This is a genomic window from Paramicrobacterium fandaimingii (assembly GCF_011751745.2).
GTDB classification, from domain to species: Bacteria; Actinomycetota; Actinomycetes; order Actinomycetales; family Microbacteriaceae; genus Paramicrobacterium; species Paramicrobacterium fandaimingii.
Genome location: NZ_CP061170.1, coordinates 1,716,630 through 1,737,121, shown reverse-complemented (window position 1 = coordinate 1,737,121; position 20,492 = coordinate 1,716,630). Strand labels below are relative to the sequence as shown.

The window sequence follows — 20,492 nt, the reverse complement described above, 5'->3', positions numbered from 1 at the left end:
GAAATCATATTGAAAGGACACCGTGTCAAACACGTCCCGTTCCAAAACGCGCCTCTCGCGCGCCCTCGGCGTCGCACTGACCCCGAAGGCCGCTCGCTACATGGAGAAGCGCCCCTACGCTCCTGGTGAGCACGGCCGCACCAAGCGCAAGGCTGACTCGGACTACTCGGTCCGTCTGAAGGAGAAGCAGCGTCTTCGCGCCCAGTACGGAATCCGCGAGAAGCAGTTGAAGATCGCCTTCGAAGAGGCACGTCGCCGTCAGGGGCTGACGGGTGAGAACCTCGTCGAGATTCTCGAGACGCGTCTCGACGCCCTCGTGCTTCGCGCCGGCCTCGCACGCAGCACCGCTCAGGCTCGCCAGATGGTTGTTCACCGTCACATCCTCGTCGACGGTCAGCTCGTTGACCGCCCGTCTTTCCGCGTCAAGGAAGGGCAGCTCATCCACGTGAAGCCCCGCAGCGAAGGCAGCGACCTTTTCCAGGTCGCCGCCGCCGGTGGCCACGCAGAGGTTCTGCCGAAGGTTCCCGGCTACCTCGAGGTCGAGCTCGACAAGCTGCAGGCACGCCTCGTTCGCGCCCCGAAGCGCGCCGAGATCCCCGTGACCTGTGAAGTTCAGCTCGTCGTCGAGTACTACGCAGCTCGCTGACATCAGCACGAGAGGAGGGTCACGGTTCGCCGTGGCCCTCCTTCGCTTTTCGCACACGCAGTATGACCACGAGCACCGGGTAGGATTGTCCCGGACTTCCCAGCACATTCGACGAGGAGATGAAGATGAAGAACCTGCTGTTGCTTCTCGTGGGCGTGGCGACCGGATTCGTCGTGGCCCACAAGGTCAACCAGACGCAAGGCGGCCGCGAGTTCTTCGCCGACGTCGATGCAAAGATGCGTGAGTTCACTGACACCGTCGCCGAAGCGTACCGTGAGCGCGAAGCCGAGCTGCGCGAAACGATCGATTCACTCGTCGAAGACGCCGAAGCGGCGATCGACGACCTCAACAAACGGTGAACCCGCTTTTCATCATTCACGAACGAACGGACACATGAAGACTTCCGAGATTCGTCAGCGCTGGCTTGACTACTTTGGGGAGCGAGGACACACGGTCGTGCCGAGTGCCTCGCTTGTGAGCGAAGACCCGACCGTGATGTTCACGATCGCCGGCATGGTCCCGTTCATCCCCTATCTCACCGGGCTGATTCCCGCGCCGTATCCTCGCGCAACGAGTGTGCAGAAGTGCATCAGGACGAACGACATCGACGAGGTGGGCAAGACCCCACGTCACGGAACGTTCTTCCAGATGACCGGCAACTTCTCCTTTGGCGACTATTTCAAGGAAGGCGCCATCGGGTATGCCTGGGAGCTTCTGACCTCGTCCGAGTCCAGCGGTGGGTACGGCTTCGACGAGAAGGATCTCTGGGTCACCGTCTACAAAGACGATGACGAGGCGATCGCTCTGTGGAAGAGCATCGCCGGACTGCCGGACGAACGCATCCAACGCCTCGACAAAGACACGAACTACTGGTCGACGGGGCATCCCGGACCGGCCGGTCCGAGTTCGGAGATCTTCTTTGATCGCGGGCCTGCCTACGGTGCAGACGGCGGCCCCGCGACAGATGACGACCGCTACGTCGAGATCTGGAACCTCGTGTTCATGCAGTACGCCATCGAGAATGTCCGAAGCAAGACGGAGTTTGACATCGTCGGCGAGCTGCCCTCCAAGAACATCGACACCGGTCTTGGACTCGAGCGTGTCGCATTCTTGAAGCAGGGCGTCGAGAACATGTACGAGATCGACCAGGTTCGCCCCGTTCTCGACAGCGCCTCGGAGCTTTCCGGACGTCGCTACGGCGCCGACCACGATGACGACGTGCGCATGCGCGTGATCGCCGACCATGTTCGCTCCTCCCTCATGCTCATGAGCGACGGTGTCACACCGTCGAATGAAGGTCGCGGTTACATCTTGCGTCGGCTCTTGCGACGCAGCGTGCGTGCCATGCGCCTTCTCGGCGTCGAGGGCCCCAGCTTCCCCGAGCTCTTCACGGCTTCTCGCGATGTGATGAGCGCGTCGTACCCGGAAGTCTCCCACGATTTCGCCCGCATTTCGCAGTCCGCCTACGGTGAGGAAGAGACGTTTCTCCACACGTTGGAAAGCGGCACATCGATTCTCGACCTCGCTGTCGACACCTCGAAGAAGGAAAACAAGAAGGTTCTCGCGGGCGACACCGCTTTCCTGCTGCACGACACGTACGGTTTTCCCATCGATCTCACCCTCGAGATTGCCGATGAGGCCGGCTTAAGCGTTGACCGCAACGCGTTTGACTCACTGATGTCGCAGCAGAAGCAGCGGGCGAAGGCAGACGCGAAGAGCAAGAAATCGCAGGTCGCTGATCTCAGCGTTTACGGCGCCTTCCGTGCCCACGGTGAGACCCGCTTCCTCGGCTACACCGAGATGACCGCCGAATCGCGCGTGCTCGGACTCATTGTCGATGGCACGTCGGTGACGAGCGCTTCGCAGGGGCAGACGGCAGAGGTGATTCTTGCCGAAACAGCGCTCTACGCCGAGTCTGGCGGTCAGGATGCCGACAAGGGAACCATCGTCGGAAACGGCTACGAACTCGAGGTTCTCGACGTGCAGAAGCCGGTGAAGGGCCTCATCAGCCACACGGTGGTTGTGACGCGCGGTGTCGTGTCTGTTGACGCCGAGGCGACGACGATCGTCGATGCGACATATCGCCGCGGCGCGCGACAGGCTCACTCCGGCACACATGTGATCCACGCGGCGCTTCGCCAGATTCTCGGCCCGAACGCCCACCAATCGGGCTCATACAACAAGGCTGGGTACCTGCGTCTCGACTTCTCGTGGAACCAGGCGCTCTCGCGGGAGACCCTGACAGAGATCGAAGAGATTTCCAACAACGCGATTCGTGACAATCTCGAGGTCGTCACACGCGAGCTGCCGCTCGACGAGGCAAAGTCGCTGGGCGCCATGGCACTGTTCGGGGAGAAATACGGCGATGTCGTGCGCGTCGTCGATATCGGAGGACCCTGGTCTCGGGAACTCTGCGCGGGAACGCACGTGTCAACGAGCGCCGAGATCGGCATGATCAACCTCGTGAACGAGTCTTCGGTCGGCTCGACGAATCGTCGTGTCGAATCACTCGTTGGCCTCGAAGCATTTGACGACCTTGCGGCGGAGCGAGCGATTGTTCGCGAACTCACCTCGTCGTTGAAGACGCCGAGAGAACAGCTGCCCTCGCGCATCAGCGATCTCGTTGCAAACCTCAAGCAGGCTGAGAAGAAGATCAAGGAGTACGAGTCGCGCGCTCAAGCTCAGCGTGTTCCCGCGCTTCTGGCAAGCGCTCAGACGGTCGGCTCGATACGCGTCGTCGCTGAAGAGCTGACGGACATGACCTCAGCAGACGACGTTCGCACGCTCGTCACGACCACGCGTGAACGTCTCGGCTCCGAGCCCTCCATCGTCGCCCTCGCAGCGAACATCACGGGGCGCCCGGTCATCATCGTCGCGACAAACGAGGCAGCTCGCAGCGCAGGCGTGCGTGCCGGACACATCGTTCGAACCGCGGCGGGCGTGCTCGGCGGCGGAGGCGGCGGAAAAGACGACATCGCCCAGGGCGGAGGGCAGGACGCCACAGCGATCCCCGCGGCTCTGACAAGCGTCATCGATGCTGTGAAGGCGTGAGAGTGAGCGAATTTCGTACGGGAGTGCGAGTGGGCGTCGACGTGGGCAAAGCACGGATCGGGGTTGCGCGATGCGATCCCTTAGGAATGCTCGCCACCCCCGTGGAGACCGTTGCGCGCGATGCCTCGGGTTCCGCAGATGTCGCTCGGATCGTTGAGATCGCTGACGAGCAGAACGCCCTCGAGATCGTTGTCGGGCTGCCGCTTTCTCTGTCCGGATCGAGCACGGCATCGACAGACGACGCCGTTTTGTTCGCACAGCGTCTGGCTGATGCGGCACGCCGTCCCGTCCGACTCGTCGACGAACGGCTGTCCACGGTCACCGCGCATTCAGCGATGCGCGACAATGGCCGCTCTCAGAAGCGTTCCCGTAAGATCATTGATCAAGTTGCGGCCGTGATCATCCTGCAACATGCAATCGACACAGAGAAGTCGACGTCAGCGCCACCCGGAACTCGGGTGACGACAACACCGGAATCGTGAGTACGAATGCCCAGTGAGCCCACACCAGGCGAGGACCCTCTTCGCCACCTGTTCAACGAGTCGGCGGACGACCCCGACGCCACATCGCAACCGCGCTCTCGCAAGGAGCGTCGGAAGCGCCAGAATGCCGAACAGGATGCAGCGCAGAATGCCGTCGCGCCGGATCACCCGGGCGATGAGGCCACGTCTCCCCGTGACGAGACCTCCGCACCCGCATCGACAGATCCCGTCACCTCCAGCTTCGACCTCCTCGTGTCGCAATCTGTCGCTGAAGACCGTGCGTCGCGGCGGCGCCGTTCCCAAACATCGCCCACGAAGCCGAAGAAGCGCTCGAGCATCATTCTCTGGACCGTGCTCCCCATCGTCGTCATCGCCGCGATCGTCGCCAGCGGCTTCTATGTGTGGAATACCTTCGAGCCGCAGATTCGCAGTGTCATGGGCTGGGAAGAGCCGACGGACTACGAGGGTTCAGGCGAGGGCGAGGTTTTCATCGTGATCGCCGAAGGCGACACGGGTTCGGACATCGCCGCGACGTTGGCGGAATCAGGGGTCACAAAGACCTCGAAGGCCTTCTATCAGCTGCTGCTCACGCAGCAGCCAGAGCCGACATTCCAACCGGGCACGTACTCGCTCAAGAAGAAGATGAGCGCCCGGTCTGCCCTCACCGCGCTGCTCGACGAAGATAACAAGGTGGAACGCACAGCGCTGATTCGTGAGGGGCTCTCGGGGGAAGCAATCCTCAAGCTTGTCAGCGACGCAACAGAGATTCCCCTTGACGACCTCCGCACGGCCGCCGCAAAGCCGTCGGACTTTGGAATACCGGCGTCGGCACCGTCGATCGAGGGCTGGCTTTTCCCCGCCGTGTACCAGTTCGCGCCCGACGTGAGCGCGCACGACGCCATTCAGAAGCTCGTGTCGCGAACGATGACCGCGCTCGATGACGCGAATGTTGCGCCAGAGAACCGGGAACGCGTTCTGACAATCGCCTCCATCATCCAGAGGGAAGCGCGTCAGGAAGACGACTTCTACAAGGTGTCCCGGGTGATTCAGAACCGCCTCGATGCGGGAATGAAGCTTCAAATGGACTCGACAGCACAGTACGGCGTCGACACAGACGGCGATTCGGTCTGGTCGAGCAAAGAGGCGCTGGAATCAGACAGTCCGTGGAATACGTACAAGCACGAGGGGCTTCCGGTTGGCCCCATCGCGAGCCCCGGTGATCTCGCCATCGACGCGGCTCTCAATCCGGCCGCGGGCGAGTGGCTCTACTTCGTGACGGTCAACCTGAAGACGGGTGAGACCGTGTTCTCGACAACAAATGCCGAACACGAGAAGGCCGTTGAGAAACTGCGTGCCTGGTGCGATGCGAACCCCGGAAACGGATGCTGATGAGCGATCGACTTGCCGTCCTCGGCTCTCCGATCGCGCACTCGCAGTCTCCCGCGCTGCACACTGCCGCCTACCAGGTGCTGGGTCGCTCATGGAGCTACGAGCGCCGGGAGCTTCGCGAGCACGAGCTCACCGATTTTCTCGACACGTGTGGGTCATCGTGGCGCGGGCTGTCGCTGACAATGCCGCTCAAGAACGCGGCATTCGCGGCATCCGAAATTCATGACGACGATGCGGAGATCACCGGTGCGGTGAACACGCTTCGGCTGAACAACGGCCCCGTCGCCGGGTTCAACACCGACGTCGATGGCATCGTCCGAGCGGTGCGCGCCGCCGGAACTGCAGCGCCTCATTCGGTCATGATTCTCGGGGGAGGGGCGACAGCGGCCTCGGCTATCGTCGCCGCTGCACGACTCGGCGCCTCGCACGTTGACGTTGCGGTGCGCGCGCCGGAGCGGGCGACGGCTCTTCAGGCGTTGGCGGCCTCCATCGACGTGCAGATTGATGTGCGGCAGTTCGGCTCGGCGCCCTCGACGCCAGACGCCGATCTCGTCATCAGCACGCTCCCTGGCGGCGTCGCCGCTCCGGAGCAGTTCACTGCCGCGAGTCGCCGACGAGCACTTCTGCTCGACGTCGCCTATTGGCCGTGGCCGAGCGAGCTTGCACGGGCCTGGCACGCGGAGCAGGGTCGGGTGATCAACGGTCTCGCCATGCTCGCGCACCAGGCTCTGCTGCAGGTGCGCATCTTCGACTCCGGTTCGCCGCTCACGCCGCTTCCCGACGAGAAGCGAGTGATTTCGGCGATGCTCGGCGCCGTCAATCTTGCCGCCGATGGGCTGGCCTGAGCTCATCACGATGACACGCGGTCTGCCGCACGCTGGCGCTGTGGAAAGATAGAGGCATGCTTCGTTGGCTCACGGCCGGAGAATCCCACGGCCCCGAACTCATTGCCGTGCTCGAGGGACTTCCCGCGGGGGTGCCCGTATCACCTGACGCCATTCGCGCAGACCTCGCGCGCCGCAAACTCGGGTACGGCCGCGGCAGCCGCATGAAGTTCGAGCAAGACGAGCTGAACCTCTCGGGCGGCGTCGTGCAGGGCGAATCTCTGGGCAGCCCCGTCGCGATTCGCATCGGCAACACCGAATGGCCCAAGTGGGTAGAGGTGATGAACCCGGAGCCGACAGAGCTCAGCGAGAAGTCGCGCGGACGCGGAGCGCCTCTCACTCGTCCTCGGCCCGGGCACGCCGATCTCGTGGGCATGCAGAAGTACGGGTTCGAGACGGCGCGACCGATTCTCGAACGCGCCAGCGCCCGTGAAACCGCTGCCCGCGTCGCACTTGGCGCCGTCGCAAAGGCGTTTCTTGCTGAACTCGGCATCACCCTTGTCAGCCACACGCTGGCCATCGGCCCCGTTCGCGTACCGGACGAGGCGCCGCTTCCTCGCCCGGAACATCTCGCACAGCTCGATGACGATCCGCTGCGCTGCTTTCATGCCCAGACAAGTGAGCAGATGGTCGCGGAAGTCGATGATGCCCGCAAGGCCGGAGACACTCTCGGCGGAGTCGTCGAGGTTCTTGCCTATGACGTTCCACCAGGACTCGGCTCGCACGTGCATTGGGATCGCCGACTCGACGGTCGGCTGGCACAGGCACTCATGGGCATTCAGGCGATCAAGGGCGTTGAGGTCGGCGATGGCTTCACCACGACGACGAGACGCGGCTCTCAGGCTCACGATGAGCTCTACACAGAAGACGGCACGATTCGGCGCACGAGCGACCGCGCAGGGGGAACCGAAGGAGGCATGTCAACGGGAACCGTTCTGCGCGTTCGCGCGGGAATGAAGCCCATCGCCACGGTGCCCCGAGCTCTGCGCACTGTCGACGTTCAGAGCGGCGACGAGGCGACGGCACACCACCAGCGCTCCGATGTGTGCGCCGTGCCCGCAGCGGGCGTCGTCGCCGAAGCGATGGTGGCCCTCGTGCTCGCCGATGCCGTGCTCGAGAAGTTTGGCGGGGATTCCGTTGGCGAAACGCGCCGCAATCTCGAAGGGTACCTGGCGAGCATTCCCGACACCCTCCGCACCGCCGGGACATCCGACGGTTCGCTCTGACGTGATCACGAAACGGCTTCCCCTGGTTTTCATCGGGCCGATGGGCTCGGGCAAGACCCGCATCGGCCGCCGTGTTGCGCGCGCGCTCGGCATTCGGTTCATCGATACAGACTCCGTGATCGCCGCTGAGCACGGGGCGATCACGCACATCTTCGAGACGTTGGGCGAAGCGCAATTTCGGGCTCTCGAACGCACGGCGGTTGCCGATGCACTGCGCGAAAGCGCCGTTGTGTCCCTCGGCGGCGGCGCGGTGATCGATCCGGAGTCGCAGCGTCTGCTCGAGAGCCACACCGTCGTGGAGCTCACCGTCACTGCACGCGCCGTGCTCAATCGCATGAATACAGCAAAGCGCCCGCTACTGAAAGACGGGCCAGACGCCTGGCAGCGCATCTACGACGAACGTCGCCCGATCTACTCGAGACTTGCCGCAGTGAGCTTCGACACGTCAACGGGTCCCATCTCGCGCATCGCAGACGAGATCGCCGCCTGGGCGACACACTGACGGAAGGAAGGACAGCATGACGCAGACCACAACGATCGATGTCGGGGGCGCTGCCCCGTATGGCGTCTCAATTGGCAGGGCAACCCGCCTCGACGTCGGAGCCCAGCTCAGCGCCTCGGTGGCGAAGGTGCTGATCGTGCATCCGCCAACCCTCTCCAAGGCGGCAGAAGAGCTTCGCGCGGCATTGTCCGAAGACCGCCAGGTGCTTCTCGCCGAGATTCCGGATGCCGAAGCGGGCAAGCGCGTAGAGGTTGCCGCGTTCTGCTGGCAGGTCATGGGCCAGGCAGACTTCACCCGCACGGATGCCGTCATCGGCTTTGGCGGAGGAGCCGTCACCGATCTCGCTGGTTTTGTCGCGGCAACCTGGCTGAGGGGCGTTGAACTTGTGCAGATTCCGACAACGGTTCTCGGCATGGTCGACGCAGCTGTCGGAGGAAAGACCGGAATCAACACGGCCGAGGGCAAGAACCTCGTCGGCGCGTTTTACGCACCGCGCGCCGTTGTCGCAGATCTCGACACGCTCGAGCCGCTGCCACGCAACGACGTTCTCGCGGGCTTCGCCGAAATCGCGAAGTGCGGCTTCATCGCGGAACCCGAGATTCTCGACCTCATCGAAGACGATGTCGACCGGGTCACCGATCCGGCGAGCGAGCAGTTTCGTCGAGCCGTCGAACTGTCGATCGGCGTCAAGGCCCGCGTCGTCAGCGAGGACTTCCGCGAGGCAGGGCTGAGGGAGATCCTGAACTACGGCCACACGCTCGGGCACGCCATCGAGCACACCGAGCGTTATCAGTGGAGGCATGGCGCGGCCGTCAGCATCGGAATGATGTTTGCGGCCGAGCTCTCACGGTTGGCCGGGCGGCTCTCAGATGAGGCGGTTGATCGCCATCGCAGCATCCTCGGTTCGCTTTCGCTGCCTCTTGAGTACCCGATCGGACGGTGGAAGACGCTGCTTGCCACGATGCAGCGCGACAAGAAGGCACGAGCGGGCCTTCTTCGCTTCGTCGTGCTCGATGACATCGGCCGACCGGCGATGCTTCCTGCTCCCGACCAGTCGCTGCTGTTCTCGGCGTATCAGGAAATCGGCTCCTAGGCTCTAGGCTTTCGGTATGACGCGCGTTCTCGTTCTCAACGGACCAAACCTCGGCAGGCTCGGCGCTCGCGTGCCCGACGTCTATGGCACCCAGACGCTTGACGATCTTCACGCGCAGCTCAGCTCCGAGGCACAGGGACACGACATTGAACTGCGGCAGACCGATACCGAAGGCGAGCTGCTGGGCTGGCTGTATGAGGCGATGGATGCTTCGACACCCGTTGTGCTCAATGCGGGCGCGTGGTCGCACTACTCGTACGCGCTGCACGACGCCGTCGAGATGGTGACAACGGCCGGTGTTCCGGTCATCGAAGTGCACATTTCGAACCCGCACGCACGTGAGGTATTTCGGCATACGAGTGTGCTGACGTCTGTTGCAACGGGAGTCATCGCCGGCTTCGGGTTCGACTCGTATCGTCTCGCTCTCACCCAGCTGCTTCGCTAAGTGCCGTGCGTCCCTTTGGCGGCGCAAGTTTCTGCCGGTAAACTGCTTTGCTGGGCCAGTATCAGCCCCCTAACTTCCACCGAACGGACATCCATTTCATGGCATCAACCGCTGACATCAAGAACGGAGCCGTCCTCAGCATCGACGGCAATTTGTGGAGCGTCATCGAGTTTCAGCACGTCAAGCCGGGCAAAGGCGGCGCCTTCGTTCGCACGAAGCTGAAGAATGTTGTGACGGGAAAGACCGTCGACAAGACGTTCAACGCCGGAACGAAGCTCGACTTCGAGAACGTCGACCGCCGCGATTACACCTACCTGTACAACGACGGCGACTCGTTCATCTTTATGAATCAGAGCGACTACGACCAGGTTCAGGTTCCGGCAGCCGTCGTCGGCGACGCTGCGAACTTCATGCTGGAGAACCAGTCCATCACCATCGCGATGCACGACGAGAACCCGCTGTACGTCGAGCTCCCCGCGTCTGTCGTGCTGCAGATCACGTACACCGAGCCGGGCCTGCAGGGCGACCGCTCAACGGGTGGCACAAAGGGCGCGACGATCGAGACCGGCTATGAGATTCAGGTTCCGCTCTTCGTCGAGACCGGCACCAAGGTCAAGGTCGACACTCGCACGGGTGACTACCTCGGACGCGTCAACGACTAGTGAGCGCCCGTTCAAAGGCGCGCAAGCGCGCCATCGATATTCTGTACAGCGCCGACGTGCGTCAGCAAGATCTTGTCGACGCCTTAGCTGCCGAGGCGAAGCGCGCGTCGAGCGAGCCGGCACGCGAAGCATCGTGGCTGTACGCCCGCGACATCATCGATGGGATTGTCGAGTCGCGCACCGAAATCGACGAGCAGATCGAAACATACGCACAGGGGTGGACCCTCGCGCGCATGCCTGCTGTCGACCGTGCGATTCTGCGCATCGGCGTGTGGGAGATTCTGCACAATGACGAGGTGCCGACGGGCGTGGCCATCAACGAGGCCGTCGAGTCGGCCAAGACGCTATCGACGGATGAGTCAGCCGGGTTCGTCAACGGACTGCTCGGCAAGATCGCAGAGGCGGCTGGCGCCTTCTGACGTTTCACTGATCGCCGTGCGATAGGCTCAGGGCACCAACAACCTTTAATGCCGTCCAGAGAGGCGGAGAAGGGAGTGGCGCATTGACCATGCGCACTGTGCTGCAATCCGCAGACATCACTCGAGCGCTCACGCGCATCGCGCACGAAATTCTCGAATCGAACAAGGGCGCCGAGAAGCTCGTTGTTCTCGGCATTCCCACGCGGGGTGTCGCCCTCGCAGACCGCGTCGCCGAGACGATCAGCACAATCTCCGGCATCCGCGTCGCCTCAGGCGCACTCGACGTCACCATGTATCGCGACGATCTCGGCCGGCATCCAACCCGCGCCCCGGCACCCACAAGCATTCCTGAGGGTGGAATAGACGGCGTCACCGTCGTGCTCGTTGACGACGTGCTGTATTCCGGTCGCACGATTCGCGCCGCTCTCGATGCCCTTGGGGATATCGGGCGGCCTCGGGCCGTTCGCCTGGCAACTCTCGTCGACAGAGGGCATCGGGAACTGCCGATCAGGCCCGACTTCGTCGGTAAGAATCTGCCGTCTGCCTCTCACGAGAGAATCAACGTTCACCTTGTCGAGTACGACGGCGAAGATGTCGTGACAATTGAGGAGGTCGGCGACTGATGCGCCACCTGCTCACGACGAAAGATGTCACTCGCGACGAGGCAATCGCACTTCTCGATGTCGCAGAAGATATGGCCGCGACGCAGCGGCGCGAGGTGAAGAAGCTTCCGACCTTGCGCGGGAAGACAGTCGTCAATCTGTTCTTCGAAGATTCGACGCGTACGCGAATCTCGTTCGAGGCGGCAGCAAAGCGGCTTTCGGCCGACGTTATCAACTTCAGCGCGAAAGGCTCGAGCGTGTCGAAGGGCGAGAGTCTCAAAGACACGGCTCAGACCCTCGAGGCGATGGGAGCCGACGCCGTCGTCATCAGGCACAGCGCCTCGGGTGCCCCGCGCACACTTGCGTCGAGCGGGTGGATCTCCGCCGGCGTCATGAACGCGGGGGACGGCACGCACGAGCATCCCACTCAAGCTCTTCTCGATGCCTATACAATGCGCAAACGCGCGCACGGCGACGGCAGCAGGGGTCGCGGGCTGGATGGTATGCACGTCGCGATCGTCGGAGACATTCTGCATTCCCGGGTCGTGAGATCAAATGTCTGGCTGCTCACGACGCTCGGTGCGAATGTCACAATCGTTGCACCGCCAACGCTTGTTCCCGTCGACGTTTCGACGTGGCCCGTCACCGTGTCATACGACCTCGACGAGGTGCTCCGCGCGACTCCAGACGCCGTCATGCTCCTGAGGATCCAAGCGGAACGGATGCACGACGCATTCTTTCCCAACTCCCGCGAATACTCGCGACGGTGGGGGCTCAACGACGAACGCTTCTCCCGGCTTCCGACGAGTACGATTGTGATGCACCCCGGGCCGATGAACCGTGGCCTCGAGATCTCAGCGTCGGCCGCTGACTCGGCCCAGTCGACGGTGCGCGAACAGGTGACCAATGGCGTGTCGGTGCGTATGGCCGCGCTCTACCTGCTGCTATCCGGTGAACGAGAGGAACTCCTGTGACGATGTCAACACAGTTCATTGCGGGCGCTCGGCGATCCGATGGGCAGCCGACCGACATCCTTGTCGAGAACGGAGTCATCACCGAGTTGGGCTCCCTCTCGGCCCCGGCAGGAGCCGAGCGCATCGACGCCGACGGGCTTCTCGCTCTGCCCGGCCTCGTCGATCTGCACACGCACTTGCGGGAACCGGGGTTCGAGCAGAGCGAGACGGTGCTCACGGGAACCCAAGCGGCAGCAGCCGGTGGCTTCACCGCTGTATTCGCGATGGCGAACACATCGCCCGTCGCCGACACTGCCGGAGTCGTCGAGCAGGAGCTGGAGCTGGGCTACCGCGCCGGCTACGCCACGGTGCAGCCCATCGGCGCCGTCACCATCGGCCTCAAGGGAGAGCGTCTCGCAGAGCTCGGCGCCATGGCGTCATCCCGAGCGCGCGTGCGCGTCTTCTCGGACGACGGCTTCTGCGTCTCTGATCCGCTGCTCATGCGGCGCGCCCTCGAGTATGTGAAGGCATTCGGCGGCGTCATCGCGCAGCATGCGCAAGACCCACGTCTGACCGAAGGCGCGCAGATGAACGAGGGCGTCCGCTCTGCAGAGCTCGGCCTCACGGGCTGGCCTGCCGTCGCCGAGGAATCGATCATCGCGCGCGACGTTCTGCTTGCCGAGCACGTCGGATCGCGTCTGCACGTGTGCCACGTGTCGACGGCAGGAAGCGTTGAGGTGATTCGCTGGGCGAAAGCCCGCGGCATCCCCGTCACCGCCGAGGTCACTCCGCACCACTTGCTGCTGACAGATGACCTCGTCGCCGGATACGATGCACGCTACAAAGTGAACCCACCGCTGCGAACGATGGAAGATGTCACGGCAGTCCGGGCGGCACTTGCCGATGGCACCATCGATATCGTCGCAACGGATCATGCACCGCATCCGGCTGAGAACAAGCAATGCGAGTGGGATGCCGCTGCGAACGGCATGGTCGGGCTCGAATCCGCCCTGCGGGTCGTTCACCAGTCCGTCGTCGCAACGGGGCAGCTGGGCTGGACGGACGTCGAGCGCGTGCTGAGTCGCGAACCAGCGCGAATCGGCATGCTGTCTGGCCAGGGCGAGCTGTTGGCGGTGGGAAGCAGCGCAAACATCGTGCTGTACGACGACTCGGCCGCCGACGAGTTCACTCCGAGCTCGCTCAAGGGGCGCAGCGCAAACTCCCCATACCTCGGTCGCCAGCTGCCCGGCCGTGTCGTGACGACGATGCACAATGGTCGCATCACGCTCGACAACGGCGAGCTGAAGGCGCCGGAGGCTGTCATCCAGGAGGCGACTTTCCATGGATAAGCTCATCCCTGGCCTCATCACCGCTGGAATCGTCATCGTGCTTTTCGGCATTATGTGGCGATCCTGGCGACGACGCACGGCGCGCGACGCTGAGCACGCTCTGTCTCCCGTGCCCGAGAGCTTCGCTCCGAGCGATGCATATGACATTCAGTATGTCGCCACGACGCGCTCTGGCGAGCCTCTTGAACGGCTCGCGCTGCCCGGGCTTGGTTTTCGCGGCGTCGGAACGCTCAGCATCGCTCCTGCGGGCGCATCTCTCGCCGTCACAGGCGAGCGACCGGCATTTCTGCCCGCAGCCTCACTGCGCTCGGCGCACACGGCACAGGTAGCCATCGACCGTGTTGTGGAGCCAGGCGGGCTCGTCTGCATCGCGTGGACGCTACTCGACGGATCGGAGTGCGACAGCTACGTTCGCTTCCGCGTATCCGCCGACCAACCTCGCGCTCTTGCCGCCATCAGACACCTCATTCCGACTGACCGAGCGCGCTCGGATCTTGAAAGCGAAAGCAACGCATGACAACGCAAACATTCTTCAGCCCCAAACCGCCCGCTGTCCTTCTGCTCGAAGACGGCACCCGATACTCGGGCGATGCTTACGGTTCAACGGGCTCAACGCTCGGAGAGGTCGTCTTCGCGACGGGGATGACCGGGTACCAGGAGACCCTCACCGACCCGTCGTACGCGGGCCAGATCGTCATGATGACGGCACCGCATATCGGCAACACGGGGGTCAATGCCGACGACGAGGAGTCCTCCCGCATCTGGGTCTCCGGCTTCGTCGTTCGCGACCCCTCTCGCGTCGTCTCGAACTTCCGAGCCGAGAGCAGCCTCGACAACGACCTTCTCACCGACGGCATCGTGGGCATCTCCGGCATCGACACGCGAGCAGTGACCCGTCGCATCCGCTCGGGCGGCGCCATGCGCGCCGGAATCTTCTCGGGAGACTCTCTGTCGCTCTCCGATTCCGAGCAGCTCGACATGGTGCGGGGCAGCATCGAGATGTCGGGACTCAACCTCTCGGCAGATGTGTCAACGCGAGAGCATTACACGATGGCACCAGTCGGAGAGCGCATCGGCTCTGTCGCCGTGCTCGACCTCGGCGTCAAGACCTCGACCGTGCGCTACCTCGCCGAGCGCGGCTTTGAGGTTCACGTGCTTCCGGAAGACAGCTCGGCCGAGGAAATTCTCGCCCTCGCTCCCAGCGCGCTCTTCTATTCAAACGGCCCCGGCGATCCGGGAGCATCGGATCGCCACGTGAACATGCTCCGCACCGTGCTCAGGGAGGGGATTCCGTACTTCGGCATCTGCTTCGGCAATCAGCTTCTCGGCCGCGCACTGGGCTTCGGAACATACAAGCTGCCCTTCGGCCACAGGGGCATCAACCAGCCTGTGCTCGACAAGAGCACGGGGAAGGTTGAAATCACCTCGCATAACCATGGGTTCGCCGTCGATGCACCTCTTGAGGGCGTCAGCGAATCGGCCGAAGGCTTTGGCCGCGTCGAGGTCAGCCACTACGGACTCAACGACAATGTCGTCGAGGGCCTCAACTGCCTCGACATTCCCGCGTTCAGCGTTCAATACCACCCCGAGTCCGCCGCCGGACCGCACGACGCGATGTACCTCTTCGATCGATTCCGCGAGATGGTCATCGCGCAGGCCGATCACACCGACACGACGAACAACGCAGGAGAGAACAACTAATGCCGAAGCGCGACGACATCAACAGCGTTCTGGTCATCGGGTCGGGTCCGATCGTGATCGGCCAGGCCTGCGAATTCGATTACTCGGGAACTCAGGCCTGCCGCGTGCTTCGCGAAGAGGGCGTGCGCGTGATCCTCGTGAACTCCAACCCCGCGACGATCATGACCGATCCGGACTTTGCTGACGCAACCTATGTCGAACCGATCTCCTGGCAGGTGATTGAAACGATCATCGCCAAGGAGAAGCCCGACGCCATTCTTCCGACCCTTGGCGGGCAGACAGCTCTCAACGCCGCGATCGATCTGCACAACAACGGCATCCTCGAGAAATATGACGTCGAGCTCATCGGTGCGAGCTTCGAGGCTATCCACAAGGGAGAAGATCGCCAGGTATTCAAAGACCTCGTCGTCGAGTGCGGGGCAGAAGTTGCGAAGTCGTACATTGCGACAGACCTCGAGCAGGCGAAGCGGTACGCAAACGAGCTCGGGTACCCTCTCGTCGTCAGGCCGTCGTTCACCATGGGCGGGCTCGGCTCCGGCTTCGCCTACAACGAGAAGGATCTCGTGCGCATCGCCGGCGACGGCATCCATCAGAGTCCGACTCACGAGGTACTTCTCGAGGAATCCATCCTCGGCTGGAAGGAGTATGAGCTCGAGCTCATGCGCGATTCCGCTGACAACACCGTTGTCGTGTGCTCGATCGAAAACGTCGACCCTGTTGGTGTGCACACCGGCGACTCGATCACCGTTGCTCCCGCCCTCACGCTGACCGACCGCGAGTTTCAGAACCTGCGCGACATCGGAATCGACATCATCCGCGCCGTCGGAGTCGATACAGGAGGCTGCAACATCCAATTTGCCATTGACCCGAGCAATGGTCGGGTCATCGTCATCGAGATGAACCCACGTGTGTCTCGGTCGAGCGCGCTTGCATCGAAGGCGACGGGCTTCCCCATCGCGAAGATTGCGGCAAAGCTCGCGATTGGCTACCGCCTCGACGAGATCCCCAACGACATCACGCAGGTCACACCGGCGAGCTTCGAGCCGACACTCGACTACGTCGTCGTCAAGGTGCCGCGCTTCGCATTCGAGAAGTTCCCTGCCGCCGACCCCACGCTGACGACGACAATGAAATCCGTCGGCGAGGCCATGGCAATCGGGCGCAATTACGCGACAGCCCTCCAGAAAGCCCTGCGCTCCCTCGAGAAGCGCGGTTCGTCCTTTCACTGGGGCGACGAGGAGCGCACGGTCGACGAGCTTCTCACAGAGATCGCCACGCCGACCGACGGTCGAATCGTGCTTGTGCAACAGGCAATGCGCAAGGGCGCAACGTCAGAGCAGATCTTCGATGCAACAAAGATCGATCCGTGGTTTATCGACCAAATCGCTCTGATCAACGAGGTCGCTCAGTACATTCGTGACGCCGCGATGCTGGATGGAACGGTCATGCGTGCGGCGAAGAACCACGGCTTCTCCGACGCGCAGATCGGGCAGCTGCGCGGATTCGCCGACGACCAGGTGCGCGAAGTGCGGCATCTGCTTGGCGTGCGGCCAGTCTTCAAGACCGTTGACACCTGTGCGGGCGAGTTTCCGGCGCTCACGCCGTATCACTACTCGAGCTACGACACCGAGACCGAGGTCGAGCCGAGCGACAGGCGCAAGGTTGTCATTCTCGGCTCGGGCCCGAACCGCATCGGGCAGGGAGTCGAGTTCGATTACTCGTGCGTGCACGCCTCGTTCGCGCTGCGAGACGCTGGCTTCGAGACGATTATGATCAACTGCAACCCCGAGACGGTGTCAACGGACTACGACACGAGTGACCGGCTCTACTTCGAGCCGCTCACTCTGGAAGACGTGCTGGAGGTCATCCACGCAGAATCGCGCTCGGGCGAACTCGTCGGCGTCATCGTGCAGCTCGGAGGTCAGACGGCGCTGAGCCTTGCAGAAGGGCTCAAAGCGAACGGCATCCCCATTCTCGGTACCACTCCAGAAGCCATCGAATCGGCTGAAGAGCGCGGGCAGTTTTCACGCATCCTCGACGAGGCTGGGCTCCTCGCACCGCGCAACGGCACGGCGACAAACGAGGAGGACGCCCTTGCCATCGCCGAGGACATCGGGTATCCCGTACTCGTACGCCCCAGCTTCGTGCTTGGCGGTCGGGGAATGGAGATAGTGTACGAGCGCAGCGCGCTCGTCGACTACTTCCGCCGCATTGCTCACCAGGGAATCGTTGGACCCGACCATCCTCTGCTCGTCGATCGGTTCCTTGACGACGCAATCGAGATCGACGTCGATGCCCTTTACGACGGCGAGCGCCTGTACATCGGCGGCATCATGGAGCACATCGAAGAGGCCGGTATCCATTCGGGTGATTCAAGCTGCACGCTTCCGCCCGTGACGCTCGGAACCGTGCAGATCGATGCCGTGCGTGACGCAACGCTCGCCATCGCGCAGGGGATCGGGGTTCGCGGCCTGTTGAACGTGCAGTTCGCCATCGGCCAGGGAGTTCTCTATGTGCTCGAGGCAAACCCGCGCGCATCGCGCACCGTGCCCTTCGTGTCGAAGGCACTCGGCATTCCGCTGGCAAAGGCTGCTTCGCGGATCATGACCGGATCGACTGTCGACGACCTTGTTCGCACCGGTCTGATCCCCGAGTCCGACGGCTCCCGCATCCCCATGGATTCGCCCGTCTCCGTCAAGGAGGCCGTGCTGCCGTTCAAGCGCTTCCGCACCCGCGATGGCGGCGTCGTGGATTCGGTGCTCGGACCGGAGATGCGCTCGACAGGCGAAGTCATGGGAATCGACAAGGACTTCCCGACGGCGTTCGCGAAGAGCCAGGAGGCAGCGTATGGCGGGCTACCTCTCGAGGGGACCGTCTTCGTGTCTGTCTCTGACAACGACAAGCGCTCGGTCGTCCAATCGGTGCTGCGCCTTCACGAGCTCGGATTCACGATTCTCGCGACAGAGGGCACGGCCGGTGTGCTCACCCGATACGGTGTGCCGACGCGCACGGTGAACAAGGTGAGCGACGGAGGCGAGAGCATCGTCGATCTCATTGATCGCAACGAGGTGGACATCGTCGTGAACACACCAAGCGGCAGCTCGGCACGGGCCGACGGCTACGAGATTCGGGCCGCGGCCGTCGCCGCGGACAAACCGCTGTTCACCACTGTTGCCGAGCTGTCTGCCGCTGTCGCCTCCTTCGGTGCGATTCGCGCCGGGTTCAACGTGACAAGCCTGCAGGATTACCAGCGCGCACGGGATCTCGTGTGATGTCGGCTGCGTTCGGCGACCGCCTCGCGTGCGTCTTCGACGCGTGCGGGCCCCTGTGCCTCGGCATCGACCCGCACCCCCACCTGCTGGCGTCGTGGGGGCTTCCCGACAGCGCAGACGGTGCGCGCCAGTTCGGGTTGCGCACCGTTGATGCGGCAAACGGTGCCGTCGGCATCGTCAAACCGCAAGTGGCGTTCTTCGAGCGGTTCGGATCGGCTGGCTACGCTGCGCTCGAGGATGTTCTCGCCGCCGCTCGTGCAGCGCAGCTGCTGGTGATCGCTGATGTGAAGCGCGGTGAAATCGGCTCGAGCATGCGCGGTTACGCTTCAGCCTGGCTGACGCCCGGGTCGCCTCTCGAAGCCGATGCCGTCACGCTCAATCCGTACCTTGGGGTCGAGTCGCTCAGCGAGACGTTTGACACAGCGCGTCAGAACGGCAAGGGCGCGTTCGTGCTTGCGGCGACGTCCAACCCTGAAGCTGCGACGCTGCAGAGCTCGGTGACCTCGAGCGGAACCACTGTGGCGAGCGACATCGTCTCGGGGGTCTCGAAACGCAATGCCGAGAATCTCGAGCAGCGACTGGGCGACATTGGAATCGTCGCGGGGGCTACTCTTGAATTGAGCACTTTCGGAATCGACACGAATACGACATTCGATCCGATTCTTCCGGTTCTCGCCCCTGGATTTGGCTATCAGGGTGCACGGGTCGGCGATGCCTCGAGAATCTACGGTCAGCTTTCTCCGGGGGTGATCGTCAGCGAATCCCGAAGTATCCTGTCAGCCGGGCCTGATGATATTGCGCGCGTGGCCGCACAGCGTGCCACTGAAGTGAGGGAGTCCATTGTCTGAACCGTCGAGTCGGCGTCCACCAGAGGTGGATCGCCTTGCCGCATCCCGAGCCGCCGTGGCTGCCAGGCGAGCACGCGCCGCCGTGAAATCCGACGTCGCAGCCGGACATCGGTCCGCCCTCGACGTACTCGATGCAGGATTCACTGATCCCGAGGGCGTCGAAGGACGCATGCGCATCACTGACCTGCTCATCAGCGTTCCCGCAATCGGAACGACGAAGCTCGACCGCATCCTCTCGGACCTTCGCATCTCGCGGGCAAAGCGCATTGGCGGGCTCGGCGTCCACCAGCGCCACCGCCTCACTGCCTTTCTGCAGCACAGGGAATCGACGAACAGATCTCGGCGCCGCAGCCGTCTTGTCGTGCTCGCCGGCCCCACCGCCGTTGGCAAAGGAACCGTCGCTGCGCACATCAGAGACAACTACCCTGATGTGCTTCTGAGCGTCTCGGCCACGACGAGAGCTCCGCGTCCTGGCGAGTCCGACGGCGTGAACTACTATTTCGTCGACGATGCAGAGTTCGACCGGCTGATCGAGGCGGGGGAGCTGCTCGAATACGCGAAGGTTCACAACTCGTATCGTTACGGCACTCCGCGTGCGCCCATCGAGAAAGCCCTGTCGGAAGGCAAGAGCGTTCTGCTCGAGATCGACCTGCAGGGCGCACGCCAAGTTCGCGCCAGAATGCCGGAGGCGACGCTGGTCTTTCTGCTGCCTCCCAGCTGGGATGAACTCGTGCGCAGACTTGTCGGCAGAGGAACAGAGGATGCCGTTGAACGGGCCCGTCGCCTCGACTCAGCACAGGTCGAATTGGCCGCTCAAGACGAGTTCGATTTCCGAGTGACGAACACCACTGTCGGCGAAGCAGCGCAAGAAGTCGTAGAATTGATAAAGACTCGCGGCCGGGGCCCTCGCCGGGCACATCCTGACGCTGCACCAACCGCCGCAAACACCGCACGAGGAGTGTGACCAC

20 protein-coding genes are annotated in these 20,492 nt (G+C 63.0%); all 20 read left to right on the top strand.

The window, feature by feature from the left end:
• Positions 1-22: 22 nt before the first annotated feature.
• The 20 genes from rpsD (at position 23) to gmk (ending at position 20,488) form a co-directional block, all read left to right on the top strand.
• Positions 23-646 (top strand): 30S ribosomal protein S4, encoded by a 624-nt coding sequence (gene rpsD, locus HCR84_RS08430; RefSeq protein ID WP_166983630.1) that lies wholly within the window; start codon positions 23-25, stop codon positions 644-646.
• A gap of 125 nt (positions 647-771) precedes the next feature.
• On the top strand, positions 772-1,005 hold the full coding sequence (locus HCR84_RS08425; RefSeq protein ID WP_098409339.1) for a hypothetical protein: 234 nt from the start codon (positions 772-774) through the stop codon (positions 1,003-1,005).
• Positions 1,006-1,039: 34 nt separating this feature from the next.
• Complete coding sequence (gene alaS / locus HCR84_RS08420; protein ID WP_166983629.1) at positions 1,040-3,697, top strand: alanine--tRNA ligase; 2,658 nt, start codon at positions 1,040-1,042, stop codon at positions 3,695-3,697.
• 2 nt (positions 3,698-3,699) lie between these two features.
• Positions 3,700-4,179, top strand: a complete 480-nt coding sequence (gene ruvX / locus HCR84_RS08415) for a Holliday junction resolvase RuvX (protein ID WP_166983628.1) — start codon at positions 3,700-3,702, stop codon at positions 4,177-4,179.
• A gap of 6 nt (positions 4,180-4,185) precedes the next feature.
• Positions 4,186-5,568, top strand: a complete 1,383-nt coding sequence (gene mltG, locus HCR84_RS08410) for an endolytic transglycosylase MltG (protein WP_166983627.1) — start codon at positions 4,186-4,188, stop codon at positions 5,566-5,568.
• The gene (locus HCR84_RS08405) at positions 5,568-6,413 is read left to right on the top strand and encodes a shikimate dehydrogenase (protein ID WP_235940848.1); all 846 of its coding nucleotides are present in this window, start codon (positions 5,568-5,570) and stop codon (positions 6,411-6,413) included. Before mltG ends, HCR84_RS08405 begins: the two co-directional genes overlap by 1 nt.
• A 56-nt stretch (positions 6,414-6,469) precedes the next feature.
• Entirely contained in the window at positions 6,470-7,678 is a 1,209-nt protein-coding gene (aroC, locus tag HCR84_RS08400) for a chorismate synthase (protein WP_166983625.1), read from the top strand.
• Between the two features lies 1 nt (position 7,679).
• Positions 7,680-8,180 (top strand): shikimate kinase, encoded by a 501-nt coding sequence (locus HCR84_RS08395; protein ID WP_235940847.1) that lies wholly within the window; start codon positions 7,680-7,682, stop codon positions 8,178-8,180.
• A gap of 16 nt (positions 8,181-8,196) precedes the next feature.
• A complete protein-coding gene (gene aroB / locus HCR84_RS08390; protein WP_166983624.1) occupies positions 8,197-9,273 on the top strand; it encodes a 3-dehydroquinate synthase in 1,077 nt (358 codons plus the stop codon).
• 16 nt (positions 9,274-9,289) lie between these two features.
• Positions 9,290-9,718, top strand: a complete 429-nt coding sequence (locus tag HCR84_RS08385; protein WP_166983623.1) for a type II 3-dehydroquinate dehydratase — start codon at positions 9,290-9,292, stop codon at positions 9,716-9,718.
• Between the two features lie 98 nt (positions 9,719-9,816).
• Positions 9,817-10,380 carry an elongation factor P gene (gene efp / locus HCR84_RS08380; protein WP_166983622.1) on the top strand — a complete coding sequence of 188 codons (564 nt, stop codon included), beginning with the start codon at positions 9,817-9,819 and terminating at the stop codon, positions 10,378-10,380.
• Positions 10,380-10,799, top strand: coding sequence for a transcription antitermination factor NusB (gene nusB / locus HCR84_RS08375; RefSeq protein WP_166983621.1), 420 nt, complete (start codon positions 10,380-10,382; stop codon positions 10,797-10,799). Before efp ends, nusB begins: the two co-directional genes overlap by 1 nt.
• Before the next feature lie 83 nt (positions 10,800-10,882).
• A complete protein-coding gene (gene pyrR, locus HCR84_RS08370) occupies positions 10,883-11,422 on the top strand; it encodes a bifunctional pyr operon transcriptional regulator/uracil phosphoribosyltransferase PyrR (protein WP_166983620.1) in 540 nt (179 codons plus the stop codon).
• On the top strand, positions 11,422-12,375 hold the full coding sequence (locus HCR84_RS08365; protein ID WP_166983619.1) for an aspartate carbamoyltransferase catalytic subunit: 954 nt from the start codon (positions 11,422-11,424) through the stop codon (positions 12,373-12,375). Before pyrR ends, HCR84_RS08365 begins: the two co-directional genes overlap by 1 nt.
• 2 nt (positions 12,376-12,377) lie before the next feature.
• On the top strand, positions 12,378-13,703 hold the full coding sequence (locus HCR84_RS08360; RefSeq protein ID WP_166983876.1) for a dihydroorotase: 1,326 nt from the start codon (positions 12,378-12,380) through the stop codon (positions 13,701-13,703).
• Positions 13,696-14,220 carry a PH-like domain-containing protein gene (locus tag HCR84_RS08355; protein ID WP_166983618.1) on the top strand — a complete coding sequence of 175 codons (525 nt, stop codon included), beginning with the start codon at positions 13,696-13,698 and terminating at the stop codon, positions 14,218-14,220. The genes HCR84_RS08360 and HCR84_RS08355 overlap by 8 nt, the downstream gene beginning before the upstream one ends.
• A complete protein-coding gene (carA, locus tag HCR84_RS08350; RefSeq protein ID WP_166983617.1) occupies positions 14,217-15,404 on the top strand; it encodes a glutamine-hydrolyzing carbamoyl-phosphate synthase small subunit in 1,188 nt (395 codons plus the stop codon). Before HCR84_RS08355 ends, carA begins: the two co-directional genes overlap by 4 nt.
• Positions 15,404-18,676, top strand: a complete 3,273-nt coding sequence (gene carB / locus HCR84_RS08345; RefSeq protein ID WP_166983616.1) for a carbamoyl-phosphate synthase large subunit — start codon at positions 15,404-15,406, stop codon at positions 18,674-18,676. The genes carA and carB overlap by 1 nt, the downstream gene beginning before the upstream one ends.
• Positions 18,676-19,524, top strand: a complete 849-nt coding sequence (pyrF, locus tag HCR84_RS08340; protein WP_166983615.1) for an orotidine-5'-phosphate decarboxylase — start codon at positions 18,676-18,678, stop codon at positions 19,522-19,524. The genes carB and pyrF overlap by 1 nt, the downstream gene beginning before the upstream one ends.
• Positions 19,517-20,488, top strand: a complete 972-nt coding sequence (gene gmk, locus HCR84_RS08335; protein WP_235940846.1) for a guanylate kinase — start codon at positions 19,517-19,519, stop codon at positions 20,486-20,488. Before pyrF ends, gmk begins: the two co-directional genes overlap by 8 nt.
• Positions 20,489-20,492: the final 4 nt, after the last annotated feature.